The 18,001-nt window shown below is 37.2% G+C and carries 13 protein-coding genes; 4 read left to right on the forward strand and 9 right to left on the reverse strand.

Annotated elements, in window-relative coordinates; all coding sequences use genetic code 11:
- A complete protein-coding gene (locus DF185_RS09690; RefSeq protein ID WP_110360537.1) occupies positions 1–1,377 on the forward strand; it encodes a NapC/NirT family cytochrome c in 1,377 nt (458 codons plus the stop codon).
- A gap of 10 nt (positions 1,378–1,387) precedes the next feature.
- Complete coding sequence (locus tag DF185_RS09695) at positions 1,388–2,734, forward strand: Gfo/Idh/MocA family protein (protein ID WP_110360538.1); 1,347 nt, start codon at positions 1,388–1,390, stop codon at positions 2,732–2,734.
- Between the two features lie 402 nt (positions 2,735–3,136).
- Here the strand turns inward: DF185_RS09695 and DF185_RS09700 are convergent, their stop codons facing one another.
- The 8 genes from DF185_RS09700 to DF185_RS09735 form a co-directional block, all read right to left on the reverse strand.
- Positions 3,137–4,720: a beta-N-acetylhexosaminidase gene (locus DF185_RS09700; RefSeq protein ID WP_110360539.1), complete on the reverse strand. Its 1,584-nt coding sequence runs from the start codon at positions 4,718–4,720 to the stop codon at positions 3,137–3,139.
- A gap of 35 nt (positions 4,721–4,755) precedes the next feature.
- Entirely contained in the window at positions 4,756–5,712 is a 957-nt protein-coding gene (locus DF185_RS09705; protein WP_110360540.1) for an ROK family protein, read from the reverse strand.
- Positions 5,713–6,034: 322 nt separating this feature from the next.
- Positions 6,035–8,362: a 6-phosphogluconolactonase gene (locus DF185_RS09710; protein WP_110360541.1), complete on the reverse strand. Its 2,328-nt coding sequence runs from the start codon at positions 8,360–8,362 to the stop codon at positions 6,035–6,037.
- A gap of 90 nt (positions 8,363–8,452) precedes the next feature.
- Positions 8,453–9,556 (reverse strand): phosphotransferase enzyme family protein, encoded by a 1,104-nt coding sequence (locus DF185_RS09715; RefSeq protein WP_110360542.1) that lies wholly within the window; start codon positions 9,554–9,556, stop codon positions 8,453–8,455.
- A 46-nt stretch (positions 9,557–9,602) separates the two neighbouring features.
- The gene (gluP, locus tag DF185_RS09720; RefSeq protein WP_207784612.1) at positions 9,603–10,826 is read right to left on the reverse strand and encodes a glucose/galactose MFS transporter; all 1,224 of its coding nucleotides are present in this window, start codon (positions 10,824–10,826) and stop codon (positions 9,603–9,605) included.
- A gap of 103 nt (positions 10,827–10,929) precedes the next feature.
- Entirely contained in the window at positions 10,930–11,829 is a 900-nt protein-coding gene (locus DF185_RS09725; RefSeq protein ID WP_110360543.1) for a nucleotidyltransferase family protein, read from the reverse strand.
- Between the two features lie 223 nt (positions 11,830–12,052).
- On the reverse strand, positions 12,053–13,279 hold the full coding sequence (locus DF185_RS09730; protein ID WP_110360544.1) for an ROK family protein: 1,227 nt from the start codon (positions 13,277–13,279) through the stop codon (positions 12,053–12,055).
- 435 nt (positions 13,280–13,714) lie between these two features.
- Positions 13,715–14,695: a DUF4097 family beta strand repeat-containing protein gene (locus tag DF185_RS09735; RefSeq protein WP_110360545.1), complete on the reverse strand. Its 981-nt coding sequence runs from the start codon at positions 14,693–14,695 to the stop codon at positions 13,715–13,717.
- A gap of 162 nt (positions 14,696–14,857) precedes the next feature.
- Here DF185_RS09735 and DF185_RS09740 point away from each other — a divergent pair, with 162 nt between their 5' ends.
- Together DF185_RS09740 and rlmN are read left to right on the forward strand one after the other, a co-directional pair.
- Positions 14,858–15,529: a ferredoxin--NADP reductase gene (locus DF185_RS09740; protein ID WP_110360546.1), complete on the forward strand. Its 672-nt coding sequence runs from the start codon at positions 14,858–14,860 to the stop codon at positions 15,527–15,529.
- 18 nt (positions 15,530–15,547) lie between these two features.
- Positions 15,548–16,591 (forward strand): dual-specificity RNA methyltransferase RlmN, encoded by a 1,044-nt coding sequence (rlmN, locus tag DF185_RS09745; protein ID WP_110360547.1) that lies wholly within the window; start codon positions 15,548–15,550, stop codon positions 16,589–16,591.
- A gap of 67 nt (positions 16,592–16,658) precedes the next feature.
- On the opposite strand, the gene DF185_RS09750 is transcribed toward rlmN, so the two are convergent.
- Entirely contained in the window at positions 16,659–17,678 is a 1,020-nt protein-coding gene (locus DF185_RS09750) for a LacI family DNA-binding transcriptional regulator (protein WP_110360548.1), read from the reverse strand.
- Positions 17,679–18,001: the final 323 nt, after the last annotated feature.

The following is an 18,001-nucleotide window of genomic DNA, read 5'->3' on the forward strand; positions in this document are numbered from 1 at the left end:
ATGACAATATTTAGAAAATACAAGTTCCCTTTATTTATTCTCTCAGCATTTCTTTTTGCATTTGCATTTACTGCAAGCCTTAAAGGCATTGATCAATACACATCAACCGACGAGTATTGCGTTTCGTGTCATGTTCACACTCATGCCGATAATAGGTGGAAACAGGCAAGTCATTACAACAACAAAAGCGGTGTAGTTGTGCACTGTGTTGATTGTCATCTTCCGCCAAAAGATCATATGAATTATTGGCCTCAAAAGATCAAAGCTGCATCGAAAGATTTGTATTCTTTTTATTTTACCGATCATTCAAAGATCGATTGGAAAGAGAAATCGAAAGTAAAACATGCCAAGAATTACACTTACAATGAATCGTGCACCAACTGTCATGATAACCTATTTCCTCTACACCTTTCAAAAAAGGGTGATAAGGCACACCTATACTACAAAAACAATAAAGATAAACTGGATTGTATCAACTGTCATTTAGATGTTGGACATGGTGGCAAGAAAATGCACAAGGCCAACAAAGCATTCCTACAGAAAAGTAAAACTGCTGAAGTATTTAAGGAGGCAACAAACATCTCAAACTTTGAAGATTTTACAGAGCAAATTCCTGGTACAGATGTATCATTCGATTTGGTTGCCATTCCAAAACCAGACACAATTGCTCCATTCTTTATGGGGAAAATTGAAGTAAGCTGGAATGAGTACAAAACATTCCTTGAGGAAACAGAATCGGAAGGTAGACTTACAGAAAGTAAAGAAGATGTGGATGCCATTAGCGGTGCAACTCCTCCATTTGGAGATCCATCGCAAGGTTGGGGAATGGGTAAAAGACCTGCCATTACCATGACATGGCATGCTGCAAACACCTATTGCAAATGGCTTTCGCAAAGAACAGGAAAAACTTATAGATTACCTACAAAAGAAGAATGGATTCATGCCTGCAAAGCAAATAGCAAGGAAGAGTTTTTCTTTGGAGGCAGAGTAAAAGACTATAAGGAAAGAAAGTTCCCTGTAAGTGTGTTCCGATCTCCAGATGAAAAAATCAATGAATATGTGATTTGGTATGGAAACAGCAATGAAAAAACAGCTTTACCAGATCAGGTGAAAGCTAATCCCTTTGGACTGTTCAACATGCTTGGCAACGTGAAGGAGTTTTGTTCTGATGAGATCCATATTAATGGCATAACAGAACATGTTGTTATGGGTGGATCATTCAATAGCAAAGCAGAAGATCTTCTATATAGTAAAATCGACCACACGCAGCATGAGGCCTGGATGATTACGGATCCGCAAATTCCAAAAAGTATTTGGTGGTATTCCGATTGTACCGATGTTGGATTCAGAGTAGTTTGCGAATTTCCCTTAAAATAGAATAAGAGCCATGAATAAATCATACGAACAAAGTCGCAGAAAATTTATCCGTAATGCAGCAGCTGCAGGCATAATTGGTGCTGTTGGTTTTAATAGTCTATTTACATCTTGCAAGGGAGGCAAGTCGAGAGAGTATGATTTTCCACCTATGCTACCTACAGCCCCTGATGGTCCGCTTTTAAAAGCTGGAGTGGTTGGTTGTGGATATCGTGGAACCGGTGCTGCCATTAATTTCCTAAACGCTGGTCAGAATTTGGAAATTGCAGCCTTGGCAGATGTTTTTCAGGATCGTGTTGATGCTTGCAGAAAGCAAATCAAAGAAAAGAAGGGTGTCGAGGTATCGCCTGACAAATGCTTTATTGGTATCGATTCTTTTGAAAAACTGATGGAATGCGATTTGGATATCGTGATTTTGGCAACTCCACCTCACTTTAGACCGCAACATTTCGAAGCTTGCGTTAAGGCACAAAAACATGTTTTCATGGAAAAGCCTATCGCAGTAGATCCGGTTGGTGTACGATCGGTAATGGTTTCGGCAGAGAAAGCAAAAATGCTTGGTTTAACCGTTGTAACTGGCACAATCAAGCGACATCAGCAAGACTATATAGAAACCTTTAAGCAGGTAAACAGTGGTGCTATTGGAGAGATTGTATCGGCAAATAGCTATTACAATGTTGGGAAACTTTGGCATCGCAATCCAAGAGCAGATTGGTCGGAACTCGAAAATATGATTCGCAATTGGGTGAACTGGTGCTGGCTTTCGGGCGACCATATCGTAGAACAACATGTTCACAATCTGGATACCGTAAATTGGTTTGTTGGCAAACATCCTGAAAAAGCCATTGGTTTTGGAGCCCGTCATCAACGAATAACAGGCGATCAGTACGACATGTTTAGTGTGGATTTCGTGTATGATAAAGACATTCATTATCATAGCATGTGCCGTCAAATTAACGATTGCTCCAATTCGGTTTCCGATAGAATCCAAGGGACCAAGGGATATACCAATTGCGAGAATACCATTTTTGATTTAGATGGATCCGTAAAGTGGACATTCGATTATCCAAAGAAAGGAACAGGTAAAAACATAAGCCGATTACAAACCAATCCTTTCGATCAAGAGCACATCGATTTGGTAACTTCTATTCGAACCAACAAGGCAATTAACGAAGCATTTCAAATTGCAGAATCTACCCTAACAGGAATCATGGGAAGAGTTTCAGCCTATACTGGCAAAGAAGTTACTTGGGATGAAATGATGAATTCTGATTTGTATTTAGGACCCAAAACTTATGCAATTGGTCCTGTGGATATACAAAAAGAGATTCCTAAACCTGGGAAAGCTCCAGCTATTTAATCCACCATTAACTCCGTAACCCCTGATTACAATTGAGTTTCCGAGCTCACGAGTGTATTTAATAAATCAGGGAGGGGCAAGCAGGCATATGCTGTCGCCGAGAGCAGGGGTATGCTCCCATCGAGAGCAGGGGTATGCTCCCGTCGAGAGCAGGGGTATGCTTCGGTCGAGAGCAGGGGTATGCTTCGGTCGAGAGCAGGGGTGTGCTCAAATTACAAAGCCTAACCCGCTCCAGTGAATTTGTAATTCACAGGCTTGAAGTTTGGGATTTTTAATCCATAAAATCGAATTAAAAATTCTGAACTCCGTGATCACTGATCGCAAATCAGGGATAGCAAAAACCCCAAAGGTCAGATTTACACATCCTCTCTTTGGGGTTAAGTTATCACTTAAAACAAACTATTATTTTGTCTCTTGAATTTGTTCATCTGCCCAAGGCACCAATTTCGATTGATAGTAATTGATATCCTGAAACTCAAATCTTGTTTTTTGTTTTCCCAATCGAACTTTGTACTCATCCCAGGAATTGTTTTGATCAGGTGACCACCCCAATTCTGCATAGCCCAATAATCGAGGAAAAATCAAATATTCAATGTCATCCATCGTTTCAATGGTTTCAGCCCAAAGCGGAGCTTCTATACCGATAATATCCTCTTTGTCGATTCCTTCAACATTCCCTTCTAAAGTCCAATTGTAAGCCTTATCCACCTCAAGGTAGCCTGCCCAATGTAATCCTAGTGGCGAGATTGAGTCATATTGCATATCCATATAGGCACGAGTTGCTGGCGACATAAGTATTTTAACATCCTGCTTAACGGCTTTTAAAGCATTTTTAGGTTTGGTTTGCCAGAACTGTGCAACAGCACTTTTATCAAGCTCCGCAGCGGCAATATCTGCCCATCCCATTATTTTTTTATTGTGAGCAAGTATAATTTTTTGCACTCTTTCGATAAACTTGATGTAATCTTTCTTCTTGGTTGCATGAGATTCATCACCTCCAATATGGATGTACTCACCAGGAGTTAAAGCAGCCAACTCACGAACTACGTCATCAATAAATTTGTAAGTAATTTCTTTGTTGGTGGCCAAAGTACTAAAACCAACACGAGTTCCAGTATAAGCCTTGCGTGCCTTTCCGTCAGCATTTAATTCTGCATACGAAGCCAAAGCAGCATTGGTATGTCCTGGCATGTCAATTTCAGGTACAATGGTAATAAATCGATCAGCTGCATATTGCACAATCTCTTTGTATTGCTCTTGCGTATAGAAACCTCCTTCGCCTCCACCTACTTCGGTTTTTCCACCTATTTCGGTAAGTTTAGGCCACGATTTTATTTCAATTCTCCACCCCTGATCATCTGTCAAATGGAGGTGCAAAACATTCATTTTGTATGCAGCCAAATAATCGATGTATTGCTTCACTTCATCAACATCGAAGAAATGACGAACTACATCCAACATGGCACCACGATATCCATATTGTGGATAATCTTCGATGGTTCCGCTTGCAATTAACCAAGGTCCTTCTTGTTTCTTTTGAGATTCAATTTTAGCAGGCAACAACTGACGAATGGTCTGAATTCCTCTATACAATCCTTCTGCTTTATAGGCTTGCAAAGAGATTTTACGAGCATCAATTGTCAAGTTGTATCCTTCTTTGCCTAACTTTTCAAATTTGTCATCAAGAATTAAGGATATACCTCGACTGCCCAGTGGCGATTTTAATTCTTTTATTTTAGGTTGAAATCCTGTTGCGGGCGCAATTAGATCCACCAAATGATTCGCAATTTTCTTTGCTTCCTCATTTCCAGTTTGGATATGAATTTGAGTATTCTTACTCCACTCAAAAGAACTTCCCGTTGCTTCCAATTTAACTGGTTTCGGAATTAGATTTTCTTTGGCTAAATCCATTGGAACCGGCTCTTTACATGATGTGAATACTAAAGCAATAAAAAGTACAAATAGTAAAGGTTTTAGTTTAGTCATCGTTGTGTATTTTGATTGGTGTTTGTTGATTCAAATCATGATACGATCTTTTCATCGTTCCAAATTAAGGCAGCCGCTCCTAATATTGCAGCATCATCGCCCAATTGAGAAGGTAACAATTTCACCTTATCCTTGTATAGGAACAACATATTCTCATCCATAGCTTCTTTCACCGGATCGAAAAGCAAGTCTCCTGCCTTGGCCAAACCTCCAAATAAGAAAATAGCTTCTGGAGCTGTTACTGATGCCACATTGGCCAAAGCTTCCCCAAGCATTTTTCCTGTATATTTAAATGTTTCCAATGCGACAGGATCACCTTCATTAGCCGCTTCGGCAACCATTTTTGCACTCAGGTTATTAAAAGGAACATCGCGCAATGAACTTTCGCCTAAATGCTTTGCCAATAATTTGTATACCGATCTTTTTACACCTGTTGCAGATACGTAAGTTTCCAAACATCCTTTTCTACCACAAGCACAATCTCTACCTCCCGGACGAACAATGATGTGTCCTACTTCTCCTGCGAAACCTTCATATCCATATAGTAAATCGCCATTAACAACAATTCCACTACCCAAACCTGTTCCCAAAGTAATTACCATGAAATCAGACATATTTTTGGCACCACCAAAAATTCTTTCACCCAATGCAGCAGCATTGGCATCATTGGTAACTTTTACCGGAACATTTAATTTCTCATTTACCATTTTAGCAATTGGCAGCGTACCTTTCCATCTTAGGTTAGCAGCATTCTCTATTGTTCCGGTTCTATAACTGCCATTAGGAGCCCCTATTCCAACACCAACAATACGTACTTCAACATTCTCAAGCGAAGATTTTATCTCTGCAATCAAATCATCAATATAATCTTCAAAATGCTCCTTTGTTTGGGTAGGAATATGTCCCTCAGCTATAGTATTCCCTTTAGAGTCAATACATCCAAATACTGTATTTGTTCCACCAATGTCGATTCCAATTGCTATTTCTGTCATCCTATTATTTAAATTTTCTTTCGGCCAATGGGCCTATTAATTATTCCAGGCAAAGAGCTCCAAAAGATGAAGAAATGTGTAAGTCTGGTTGCTCTGAATTAGCTTCACCCGAGAAATCCACTTAAGACCTGATTCAATATTTTCGTCTGGTAAATTTGTGCAAAATCCACGATACAATCCAGTTTCAATTCAATTTTCTTTTAACACAATCAAATCTTTCAATGATTAAGAACCTATTACTCCAATTAGAGACTGGTTCCTAATAAAAAAAAATGGACCGAAGGGCCTAAACCCTCCGATCCTATGGTATTTGTGTGTGGTACTAAAACGGATTTTCTTCTACAGCTTTTTCCAAATCTTTAGCCATTGTAACAAACTCATCGGCGGTCATTTCTTTCATGTAAACCAATCCGTGAGTTGCTCTTACCAATGGGTGATTATTTTCGTAGAAGAAATTTTTACCCAACAAGAGTTGAATTTGCTTTAATTGCTGTACCCAAACTTTTTGAGTCAGCTCATTAAACTTGCCATCGTACTCATAACTTGGGAATGATGCATTTACCTGACTCATATAACATTCGGTAAATGAATTCTCCAATACATCAAGAGAGTTTAAGGATACCGGTACAATATAATCAGCATCTGCCGGATGATATTTGAACCAAACATTTCTGTATCCAATAATTCTTAATTTAGAAAGATCCTCTTCTTCTCCCCACTCCTTAACAGCTCCTGCAATTGCTTGCAAAACTTTGTAGTGAGTATCAGGACCACTTCCTTCCGGATCCATAGCCAAACTAATGGTAGTTGGCTTGTATTTTCTAAATTCTTCCAAAACCGGAAGCATATCTCTGTTCTTTTCAGGAAGCTCAGTAAAAATATCTCCCTTATAGAATCCAAGACGCAAGTGGTGAACATTGTTCACAGGAACACCGAAGTGGCCCCATACCAATTCTTCTTCGAACTCACGAACCATACCCTTCATTTTCTGAACCTCTGGTGAATTCTTTCCACCATCGTAAGAACTTTCCAGCTCACCAATTACACTTGCAATTACTTTATTTAAATGGAACTTGTCCTGTACTTTCCAAATTCCTACTATCGATCTGATAACACGGTGACACAAACCTCTACGCTTACCATTCTCGTTACGCTCAGCAACTGAGTTCAAGAAGTGAGAAACGTCTTTGTCCCATTTTTTATCATATCCTGCTTCAAAGAAATCAGGATATTCCAACATCTGAACCTGACCTTTTGCAATAAACTCCTGACACTCTTTTAAAACGCCAATGATAAATCCATTGGTAACCGCAGTAAAACCAGAAGTCAATACCGAGAAGTGAATTTCGTTACTTGCTGAACGCATCTGACGATTGGTGTAAGGCATAATTCCCAACATGATATCATCATGATGTGGTCCTGTATGATAGATCACCTCATCATTGTCAGCTTTCATTCCTTTTTCAAGCTTATTTTGGATAGCATCGATAACCAACTGTACCGTATCCTCACTTAAATTAGGAATCTGACTGGTATATGGATCAGCTTTTAAATCTTCAAGCGTTAGGTGATGACCGTATTTATTAAGCTTCTGACACAAATCGATTACTGCTTTCTCAGTTTTTGTTTGTGTCCACTCACCCTCTTTGTAATACTGATTTACAGAATCGGTAAGCTTACATGCTGCACCAGTTGTCAAGTAAAAACGGCTGTTTTTCTGACGTTGAAGTACTGAAGCAGGATAAACTGCATCAGGCTTACTTTCCAATGAACCTTTTACGATATCTGCTTTAGCTTCACCAGCTGCAAAAATGATTGAAACAGCATCTTTATCGTGAGTAATTGTATCCAAACCAATGGTAATCACCAATCGATTTCTCGATACTTCGATTCCTCCCAAATCACCAGCAGCAACTGCTTGTGTTTCGAAGTTGGTTTTGGTTAATCTTGTAGTTGAATAGTGATCCGAACCACGCGTATTAAATGCAATGTGACCATCAGGACCTATTCCGCCTAAGAAGAAACCAATTCCGCCTTTTTCACGAATCTTTTGCTCATATTGTGTACACCAATTGTCAATCATAAAGATTGAATCTTGTTGCATTTTCTCCACTTCACTTGTTGCCTCACGATAACGAAGCGACAAATCGATATTATAATCTGGGAATACCTCAAGGAATGATTTATTATCTACCAAAGGAATTTCCTCAGAGTTAATCAACAACGCATTTTCTTTCTTCAATCCAAATCCTTCGATATAATATTTCATCACATAGTTGTAAAAACTATTGTGCTGACGAGGATCAATTGGATAAAACTCATCGATTTGAACAAATTGTAATCCACTCAAATCAGGCTTAGCCATATCGCCTAAACCGTACTGTGAACGAATCTCGATTCCTTTCTCATTTTCCCAGTTTTCTAATAAAAACTGCGTGTATTTGATAAAGTACTCAGGAGTCTTACCAGTTGGCAAACTAATTACTCCATTAGGGTTTTGCTCCGCCCATTCCAAAAAGCGTAGCGAGGTCATTAATCCTAATTTCGGGAAATTATCAACCGTAACATATGGAATTTGGGCTGTCATTTCCTGCATTCCTGATAATTCATAGAATGCTTGCTCTACTTTTGATTCAAATCTTTTTTCCATTTCTCTCTAATAATTCTTTTTCGGCTTAATCTCCACCACACAAGGAGAAAACGGTTTGTTATCTATGAGTTAGATATTATTACACTATTTTTAGGCAGACAACTCCTTACTATACTGATTCACCACCTTATTCATTTCTTCGAACTGCTCTTCCATGCTTGTAAGCAATTTATACTGTGCATGAGTTCGAACCAAATTGTGTTCTGGTGATTTCACTTTGTAATAATTGTCTCCATCTATATAATCCATAAGGAATCTTAGCACTTGTTCGTAAGTGATATACTTGGCAGAGAAAGCTAGATACTCCAGTTCCTTTTCAGTTAGGAACGAAATTGTTTCTCCCAAATAACCTTTTGTATAAGCTGTGAAAATCTCCATATCCATGCTTACGTTATCAAGGTTTTCATCATCCTCCAAACCAGTGTTTGTATATGATCTCATTGCATCACCATAATCATTCAATACTGTACTATTCAAAACAGTATCTAAATCGATAACACATAAATCACTTCCATCCTGATCGAAAAGAATGTTATTGATTTTAGTATCGTTGTGAGTTACACGAGTTGGAATGGTTCCATTTTCAACCAGCTCCCAAAACTTCAACATCTCCTCACGACGAGACTCAACCCATTCTATTTCTTTCTGTAAATCTTTTTTTCTACCTACAGGATCATTCGCCAATACTTCATCCCATTGCTTAAAACGGAATCTGATATTGTGAAATCCTGGAAGAATATCAACCAAAGGCTCTTTCATATCCGCCAACATCGCCTGGAATTTTCCAATTCCCTTTCCTCCTGCGAATGCCAATTCTGGACTATCAGCTGCTTCATAAGTAATATTGTCCTTAATGAACATGCATATCGTCCAATAATCATTATTCTCATCTGCAAAATAAGGAAGCCCTTCTTCAGTAACATTAATAGTCATTGCTTCGCGACTAGTATCTCCACCTGCAGCTTTAATTTTTGCTTTCAAGTGAGCCGTTACTTTTTGAATATTTCCCATCATTCCGGGAACATCCTTAAAAATGTTGGTATTCTTTCTTTGTAGTATATAATTTGGTGATTCTTCTCCCTCTGTAGTGATCAGAAAAGTATCATTAATAAATCCTTCACCTAATGGCTTAATATCCTCGATCTTTCCTTCCAATACGAATCTCGAAGCAACATCAAACAACTTATCCTTCATAATTTATCTTTAAATGGTGTATCCAAATGCAACACCTATTTTCAATTTATTTCGTTCTTACCTTATGTCCTTTTATTCCGTAGTATAAAATGTATAGGAAACATGGTACACAAATCCAATATGCATTTTGTCCTCCTACAGCATCTTTCACGAATCCATAAAGAGTAGGAATAATAGCTCCACCAACAATTGCAATTACCATTAAAGATGATCCTGCCTTGGTAAACTTACCCAAGTCGGTCATTGCTAAAGGCCAAAGTGCAGGCCACATCAACGAACATCCCAAAGCCATAAATACAATGAAGAAAATAGACCATTCTGCAGGTACTAAAACAACCATTAGAGATCCAAACAACGCAGCAATTGCACAAATTTTAAGTGCTGCAGCCTGACTAATATATTTAGGGATAAAAATGATACCACAGATATATCCAATCACCATTCCAACCGGAGCAATCCATGCATAATATTCAGGATTTGCTAAACCTAAACTCTCTGCATAATCCACCAAGGTTCCAAGAGATACTGTTTCAACTCCTACATACAGGAACAAAGCAAATACACCTAAAAGCAAGTGTGGAAACTGCCATACTGATGTTTTATTCGCAGCATATGGACATTCCTCAGCAGAATCTTCGTCTTCTCCGGCAGCTTTCACTTCAGGAAGTTTAGCAACCATTGCCAAAACACCTAATAAAATGAAAATCGCAATAATGATATAGAAAGGAACATTAATATCAGTAAGTGCAACATCCTTTACTTCTTTACCAATGACCAATGCCAAGAATAAAGGAGCAATAGGCCAAGCCAATTTGTTGGCAACTCCCATATAACTCATTCTCTTTGCAGCACTTTCCATTGGACCTAAAATGGTGATGTACGGATTTACAGATGCCTGTAAGAAAGTATTTCCCATTCCACTAATAAATGATGCTACCAAAAACAATGGAAGACTTTCCATTTGTGCAGATGGAATAAACAGATAGAAACCAAGTGCAAACATCAAAAACGACAATGCCATTGTTTTCTTATATCCGATTTTCCCAATTACCAATGATGCAGGGTAACCAAAAATTAAGAATGCAGAAAAGGTTGCTGCAATAACCAAATATGATTCTGCAGATGAGATTCCTAATGTTTTATTCAATAAAGGAACGATATAACTATTAATTCCTAAGGCAAAACCAATTGCAAAAAACATCACCCCAACCACAATCAGTGGGATCATGAATTTCTTTGTTCCAGAGTCTGTTGTTTGTGTACTCACCATAACAATAAATTTATTTTCAATTAATGATTTTCTATAATTTAGCGCTTATGGTTTCTCTCCAACTAGTTATATCTCACATCGCAGAAACCATGTACTTACAATACTATTCCCAAAGTTTTGAAGGATAAACACCTTTCTCAATCAATTTATTAATTGCATTCTGTGCCTTTTCCTTGTCTTCTTTATAAGTTACTCCAAACCATTGAGCATTCGATTTCAATACTTTAATCTGAGTATCTCCTTCTTCAATAATTTCAGCTACTACCGAAGGAATAAAGAATTCAGACTTCAACTGATCACCTTTCTCTTGAAGGAAAGTTTTAAACTGACTATCCAAATGATCAAATAGTTTAGGAGTAAATCCCCAGAAATTCATAGATACAATTGCATCTGCAGGAAGTGGATACCATTTCTCATCTTCCAGATAAGCAATATTTTCCGGTAGTTTCTCGATATGTGTTCTTTCTACTACAGTTTCCAAATGATCGTTTTCATTGGTAGCACAAACTCCTCTTGATACCGAACCATTCTCAGAAATTGTGTTCGCCAATTGATAACCTACCATGCAGTTTTCCTGATCACTAATTGAATTTCTCAAGTAATCGGCAATGGTTTGAAAAGCTTCAACTCCGTAATAATCATCGGCATTAATTACAGCAAAAGGCTCTTTAATACAATCCTTTGCCATTAAAATAGCATGCCCGGTTCCCCATGGTTTTTCTCTTTCAGGATTATAGCTTGCTCCTTCCGGAACTTTGAATAATTCCTGATTCACGTAATCCACATCAATCTTACCAGCTAGCTTTGCATTGAATAATTCCTTAAATTCTTTTTCAAAACTTTCGCGAATTACGAATACAATTTTTCCAAATCCTGCCTTTATTGCATCGTGAATAGAATAATCAATAATGGTCTCATTTGATGGTCCAATCGGATCCATCTGTTTCAATCCGCCATATCGACTTCCCATTCCTGCTGCTAATACTAATAATGTTGGTTTCATGAGTTTTTTTCTTTTGTATCTATTATCACACAAAACTTCTCAAGTAGTTTATAATAGTATGCTGTCTGTATAGCTACTATTAAAATCTACAAGTTCGTTCCATCTGTATTTTTTATATTTATTCTTAAGTCATTGATAAAAGAAATTGATTCCCGCAGAACACTACTACTACAATTGAATATTAAACCAAAGTTTAACCATGCGGGAATCAATAATTTCTCTATTAATCTAAACTTAAAACACTTCTCATCACATTTGCCATTGTTCCCATTAATGCTGAATCATCCAGCAAATCGGAACAAACCAATTCTGTTTCAGAACTAATTCTACTCATGGCATATTTATTCATCGACATGGTAACCGGATCAATCACAAACTTCCCAGCATGTGCAATTTTTCCTCCAATAATTACCATTTCCGGATTCAACAAGTGAATCAGAGTAACCAGTCCTTTTCCCAAATACTCACACATTTGGTTCAACTGATCTATTGCAAACTGATCTCCCTGCAAAATGGCTTCCACCACTGCTCTTAGATCAATCTTTCTATTTTCTTTTTTATAATTTGCTAAAAGTGTAGGCTGTCCCTTATCAACAGCTTCCCTGATATTCTTTACCAATATCTTTCCTGAAGTTAAGGTCTCCAAACATCCAATTTTACCACAATAACAAAGCTTGCCTTCCGGATCAATTAAAATGTGACCAAATTCACCAGCAAAACCATTTTTTCCAGAGTGAAGTTCACCATTCAAAATCATTCCTAGACCAATACCATTACTCAAGTTTAAGCATAGTACATTTTCTTTGTCAATTGCTTTACCAAACGCTTTCTCTCCCAAGGCCATAGTTCTGGCATCATTGTCCAGCAACACATTCATCCCTAGTCTTTCACCCATAAAGTGAGCCAAACCATTTTCAGCTACCGAAAGGTGAGTATGGCTTAATCCTTGCTTGGCATCAACCAAACCCGGAATTGAAATTCCCACAGCAAGAAATTTTTCTCTCGGTATTCCCAAGTGAGAAATCATTGACTCAATCTTATCTATCAAAGAAATTAAGTAGTCTTCACTATTCTCCAGATCAAAATACTTTATCTCTTCCCTAAATATTTGTTTGTTCGATAAATCAAACACAGCCAAATTCAAAGTATGCAAGTTGATATCTACACCAATTACATATTGGTATTCGGAATTAAGACAAAACAAATTTGGACGACGACCTCCTATTGATTCTCCAACACCTTTATCCAATAACATTCCGTAGCTCATTAAATCATCTACCAGTGATGCTACCAATGGTTGACTTATTTTAACAGCTTTAACAATTTCGGCAATTGATGCGGCACCATTATAATAAAGGTGTCGAACAATTTTACGATACTGTTCTTGCTTTCTTTTTACAGAATTAGCTACCCCTTGTAGGTTCTTTTCATATAGAAATTGTGGTCTCAAACGTTTTCCTTCTATTATTGGTTTTTAATCTGAGGGTAAAATTACAATTTATTTTTGCAAAAAAACAATTCTTTTATAATTTTTTTTAAAAGTATTCATTTTTGATTCTAATTACTCTTAAAAAACCAGGGAAATAAACGATTAGGGATATAAAAAAGAAAAAGGGCCTTAAAAAGGACCCTTAATCAAAGAAAACCAATTAATTATGCTATTAAAACCAAAATCCCGGGACACCACTCCCAATTTTTGGGAAACCATTATAAATGATTTCGCATAGTTAATTACAAGCTGCGGGCCAAAAAACCCTTTGCTCTGTATATGTGATACTTAAAGAAAAATCCATTAAATTCTTCACAGCAAAAGTGTCCGATAGCATCACATCTGATGTTCGTAAACGAACAAAAAAAAGAGGACTAATTGTCCTCTTTGAATACTTTAATAATAAGATTGATCTCCCGAACTACTCTTTCCATGTATCCAAATCTCCCCATTTCGCAAATAAAGCTTCTTGTCTGCTTTTCTATTTCCAGCTCTTAAATTTCCTGATGATGCCACCAAATCGAAACTCAATTGATCAGGATCATTTCTCAACTTCAAATCAATATTACCTGAAGTAGTATAAAAGAATGCTTCTCCAACCAATAACAAATTATTCCCTTCAATATCGCCAGAACTAGCAGTTAAATGCAGGTACACTTTTGAGTTATCAATCTCCATACTACCTGAGCTCGATACATTCTTTAATCTTCCAACAAGATTATCAATTTCTATATCTCCCGAAGTAGTTCTTGAAGAAATATCTCCTTCAATGTATTTAAATTCCAAATCTCCAGACGATGCCTGCGTTGTGATATTCCCGACAATCTCCTTAATTTCCTGATCACCCGAAGTAGACTCCATGTTTAAATTACCAATGTGATTTTTTACTGAAATTTCACCAGAAGAAGTCTCCAATTCTAAATCGCCTTTTATATTTTGCATGCCAATATCTCCCGAACTTGCACGTATAGAAGTATATTTAGAAACAAGGCCTTCACAATAAACATCTCCAGAGGAATTTTTTACCTGTACTTCAATATCAGATGGAACCTTAAATTGCAATTTAGATTCAATTCTTCCACTAAAAGAAAATGGTGAATCAATCCAAACCATCAGTTTATCACCAGATACATCATATTTTATCTCAAACTTCTTATTTCTTAATGATGATCCTTTAATTTCACCATCGAACTTTACATCTCTCCTATCACTACCTATAATTTCGACATCACAAAAAGAACCTTTTACCTTAAGTTTATCAATACCATCAAACAGCTTGTGTTCTTCTGCATATATGGTTTGTGAGAATAAATTCACCGAAGAAAGCAGGGCTAAACCCAATACCACCAATTGTATAAATCTCATTTTTGTTTTCATTTCTTATATATTTTTAGGATGAATGCGTAAATTCAAATACTATATTATGACGCTTATGAAGCAAACTTAGTTACAGTCAATAGCTATGACTTGTAAAATCAATTTTACTATTTAGAATCTTTATAAATTAATTACTATATTTGCCCTCTCAAAATGTAACATATGAATTCAAATACAGATCAAAAAAACAAACTTCACACTACAAGTATTCTTGAAAACAATGAAATATCGCCAGGCGTTTATGTGTTGAAATTCAAGAAAATTAAAGATTTTAAAGCAGGACAATACGTTGGTTTAACAACCGATTTAAGCGTTACTCCAAGGTTATACACGATTGCAAGTGGCATTCAGGATGATGAAGTATACATCCTATATAACCTAAAGGATGATGGATGGCTTACGCCAAGACTAAGTGAGATTAAACCTGGAACAGAACTATTTGTTACTGATCCCGACGGTGATTTTATTGATGACTCTTCTCCGGCATGGTGGATTGCATCAGGAACAGGAATTGCCCCTTTTTCATCCATGTTCCGATCAGGATTAAAAGAAAACAAAACACTTATTCATGGTGGCAGATATACTCATTCATTCTACTTTGAAAGTGAATTCCTACCAGAATTGGGTGAAAATTATATTCGCTGTTGCTCACAAGAATCTGGCGATGGTTTGTATAGTGGAAGATTAACCCGATATTTGCAGGATATTCCAGAGCTCCCAAAAAATTGTAGATTCTTTTTGTGTGGTAGCCCTGAAATGGTAGTTGAAGTTCGCGATTTGCTAATCAATCGAGGAGTTGAATACAATAAAATTGTGGCTGAGATCTACTTTTAATCTGATTAATACTGAAGAATGGGGAAAGAGATTCTATTAGGAAAAAGTTTGAATGAATTAACTCAAGTAGTTAAAGATTTGGGACTACCAAAGTTTACTGCCAAACAAATTGCCGATTGGTTGTACAAAAAAGATGTAACGGAAATCGATCAGATGACCAATTTGTCTTTAAAGGCAAGAACTGCCTTAAAGGAAAAGTACGACTTTGGAACAACTGCATCAACCAAAGTACAAGAGTCGGTTGATGGCACAAAGAAATACCTTTACCCAACCAACCACGAGAATAAATTTATTGAAACAGCCTATATTCCAGATAACGATAGAAACACTTTGTGTGTATCATCGCAGGTTGGATGTAAAATGGGATGTTTGTTTTGCATGACTGGAAAACAAGGTTTCCAAGGACAATTGACGAGTGGTGAAATCATCAATCAAATTCGAAGCCTACCGGAAAGAGAGAAGCTTACCAATATCGTATACATGGGTATGGGCGAACCTCTTGATAATGTTCCTGAAGTTCTAAAGTCTCTTGAAATATTGACATCGGATTACGGAATGGCCATGAGCCCAAGAAGAATTACCGTGTCCACCATTGGAATCATTCCTGGTATGGTTGAGTTCTTAGATAATAGCGAATGTCACCTTGCAGTTAGCTTACACTCTCCGTTCGACGAAGAGAGAAAGAAATTAATGCCGGTACAAAATGTATATCCAATTAAGGATGTATTGAAAATCATTAAGGATTTCGATTTTGGAAGACAAAGAAGAGTTTCCTTCGAGTACATCATGTTCAAGGGGATTAATGATACTGCGCAACACGTAAAGGAACTTTGTAGAATTTTGGATGGCATCAAATGTCGAATCAACTTGATTCGTTTCCATCCTATCCCAAACACTCCTTTGGATGGATCCGACGATCAAACCATTGAATTCTTCAAAGATCAATTGAATAAAAAGGGAATTACCACTACAATTCGTAGATCAAGAGGATTGGACATTTTCGCAGCTTGCGGATTGTTATCCACCAAAGAGTTGGTAAAGCAACAAGAGAAAGATTTTTAAACCTCAGATTATATAAAACAAAAAATCCTGCCGCTTGGCAGGATTTTTTTATATCTGTTATTGTGTTTTATCTCTCACTAGATGTTCTTACCAACAAGTCAGCATGAACAACAACTTCTTTAACATCCTTAGCTCCTGGCTTATCTTCCATTTGATCAAATAAAAGCTTAGCAGCTTCTCGCCCAACTTGCTTAGGATTTTGATCCATGGTCGACATCGATGGCTCCATGTAACGTGAACGACGGCTATTTGAAAATCCTACTACAGCAACTTCATCAGGAATCTTAAGACCCAATTCTTTTGCCGCAGTCATTGCTCCAATTGCCAATTCATCATTAATTGCAAAGAAAGCATCTGGTCGGTTCGAACGCTTTAAAAGTTCCAATGAAGCATTCTTAGCATCTTCAACTGTAAAATCACATCTTGAAATTAATGTTTCATCGATTTCCATGCCCTTCTCTTTCAATGCCTTTTTGTAACCTCTCATACGGTTTCTACCAAAAAGCATGTACTCAGGACCTGTTAAGAATGCAATTCGCTTGGCTCCTCCTTCAATAAGGTGAGTTACTGCTGCATGAGCTGCTGCTGCATCATCTGCCACAACTTTTGAAACCTCAAGTTCTTTTGATGTTCTATCGAAAAGTACCATCGGCACGCCCATATCCTGAATTTTATGAATATGATCGTAAGTACTTGTCGCACGCGATAAAGAAAGGATAATTCCATCCATTCTCATATTTAGAAATCCGTTTACGTTCTTCTCTTCTTTTTCCATTTTTTCATTCGAAGAACTCACGAATACCTGGTATCCAAATTCGTCAGCAACCTGCTCAATCCCTTTTACAACCGATGCGTAAAAAGAACTTACAATCTGTGGCACAACAACCCCAATGGTATTCGACTTTTGAGTTTTTAAAGCAACAGCCAACGGATTTGGTTGGTACTTCAACTCTTTAGCCAATTTCTGAACAGCCTCTCTTGTTTGTAAACTGATTTCAGGATTGTTTTTTAAAGCTCGGGATACAGTTGAAACAGAAATGTTTAATTTTTCTGCAATGTCCTTAATGGTTACAGGTTTATTTGCCATAGTACAAATTTTTATCTTATTTCAATAAATCAGATAGGTGTCATTAATATAATGACTTTTATCAGTTTATCCAACAACACACAAAGATAGTATAAATTAATTAGGAGATGTATTTGCTTGCGCACTTTTTCACCCAATTTACTTAGGTGTTTTCACTCATTACCCAACATATAATGATGGATTAACACTGATTTAACCTTTAAATGCATTCCCCCAGACCTCTTATTAATATTGGTTCTCAGAGATTACTTTCAAATCATCCTACTCGCAATAGCGCATATTATGATGAAAGCTATCATCATAATACTTCCTGCGAACTATTA

It is taken from the genome of Marinifilum breve (genome assembly GCF_003202155.1).
Lineage (GTDB): Bacteria > Bacteroidota > Bacteroidia > Bacteroidales > Marinifilaceae > Marinifilum > Marinifilum breve.